This window comes from Xenophilus sp., assembly GCF_044462705.1.
In the GTDB taxonomy this organism is placed as follows: domain Bacteria; phylum Pseudomonadota; class Gammaproteobacteria; order Burkholderiales; family Burkholderiaceae_C; genus Xenophilus; species Xenophilus azovorans.
This window is the reverse complement of the sequence record NZ_JBIQNC010000024.1, coordinates 34,893-36,412: the sequence shown is the minus strand read 5'-3', so window position 1 is coordinate 36,412 and position 1,520 is coordinate 34,893. Positions and strand designations below refer to the sequence as shown.

Annotated in this window: 2 protein-coding genes; one reads left to right on the top strand and one right to left on the bottom strand. The window is 73.3% G+C overall.

From position 1 onward, the window contains the following. Window positions 1-2: 2 nt before the first annotated feature. On the bottom strand, window positions 3-692 hold the full coding sequence (locus ACIY1X_RS06640) for a LuxR C-terminal-related transcriptional regulator (RefSeq protein ID WP_399679167.1): 690 nt from the start codon (window positions 690-692) through the stop codon (window positions 3-5). 258 nt (window positions 693-950) lie between these two features. Here ACIY1X_RS06640 and ACIY1X_RS06635 point away from each other — a divergent pair. After that, on the top strand, window positions 951-1,520 hold a 570-nt coding region (locus ACIY1X_RS06635; RefSeq protein ID WP_399679164.1), incomplete at its 3' end, for a DotU family type IV/VI secretion system protein.

The window sequence follows — 1,520 nt, the reverse complement described above, 5'->3', positions numbered from 1 at the left end:
CCTCAGGCTTCGGTGAGCGACTGCGCGGCGACCACGGCCTCGGTGCGGTTGCGCACGTTCAGGGCGCGGAAGATGGCCGCCAGGTGGATCTTCACCGTGCCCTCGCTGATGCCCAGGCTGCGGCCGATGAGCTTGTTGGGCTTGCCCTGCGAGAGCAGCTGCAGCACCTCGACCTGGCGCTCCGTCAGCACCTTGCGCAGGTGCTCCAGCGTGGGTGCGCCCCCGCGGGCGGCGCTGGCCGTGCCGCCCACGGCGAGCGCGGCCGGCGCGCCGGCCGGTCCGGGCACGGCGCCGCCCGGCAGCGCCGACAGCAGCATCGGCGGCACGTAGACGCCGCCGGCCATCACCAGGCGCACGGCCGAGAGCATCACGTCCGGAGAGTAGGCCTTGGGAATGAAGCCGAGCACGCCCCGCTCCAGCGCCGCGCGCATGACAGCCGGGTCCTCGTAGCCGGAGAGCACGATCACCGGCAGCGCCGGATGCCGGCTGCGCAGCTCGTCGATGTGCGAATAGCCTTCGGCGCCGGGGATGCTCAGGTCGATGAGGGCGAGGTCGATGTCGCTGCCGGCGGCCTCGCGCAGTTCGTCCGCGCTCATGGCGAGCACGAACTCGATGCCTTCCTGCAGTTCGGACAGCTTGGTCTTGACGGCCTCGATGACGAGCCGGTGGTCATCGGCGATCAGGATTTTCATGACGGTGGCACGGGGAGTGCGGAGTGCGCGCGCTGACGGTGGGCAAAGATAGCCTCCTTCCGCAGCGCGGGCAAGGCACGTGCGCCCCCGCGAACGGCATAACTCCCAAGGGGTATGGCGCGGCCGTCCGGCCCGCCGGAAGAATCCCGCCCACCACCACGGGAGCGGACATGGGCAGGTGCCCCCAGGACTGGCAGCGAGGCAGGAGCGCCCCGTGCGACGACCGCAGCGGGCGGGCGCACGCGTAGCGCGTTCCCCATGCCGCCGCGGCTGTTCCGCTTCTGCGCCCCCGTCTTCTCGTTCGGGCTGGCGCTCGATGCCGCCCGCACCGGCACGCCCCTGGAACTCACCGGCGCCGAGGCCCTGCAGCGGGCGCGGCGCCTGATCGAGCGCGCCGCCGCGGCCGCCACGGCGGCCGGCAAGCCGCCGGAGCAGGTGCAGTCGGCCACCTTCGCCCTGGCGGTGTGGATCGACGAGGTCGTGCAGCGCCACCCGCCCTGGGCCGACAGCGCCGCCCCGCTGCAGCTGCAGATGTTCAACTCCACCAACGGGCCGACCGAGTTCTTCCATCACCTGGCCGCGCTGCCGGCGGACGACGCACAGCTGCGCGAGGTCTACTGGTATGTGCTCGCCCTGGGCTTCCGCGGCCAGTACTACTTCGAGCGCGACGGCGGCAGCGGCGAGCCGGCCAAGCTGCTGGCGCTGCACGCGCCGCAGCTGCCGGTGGCGCCGCTGCTGCCGCAGCGGCTGCAGGCCGAGCCGCTGACGCCCCAGCCCTACCAGCTGCCGGACCCGCCCGGCCCCCACGAGCCGCAGCGCCGCGAGCGC

What these genes read in the sequence shown, in the direction of transcription:
- ACIY1X_RS06640 (WP_399679167.1), bottom strand. Translation starts at nt 692, where the DNA reads ATGAAAATCCTGATCGCCGATGACCACCGGCTCGTCATCGAGGCCGTC.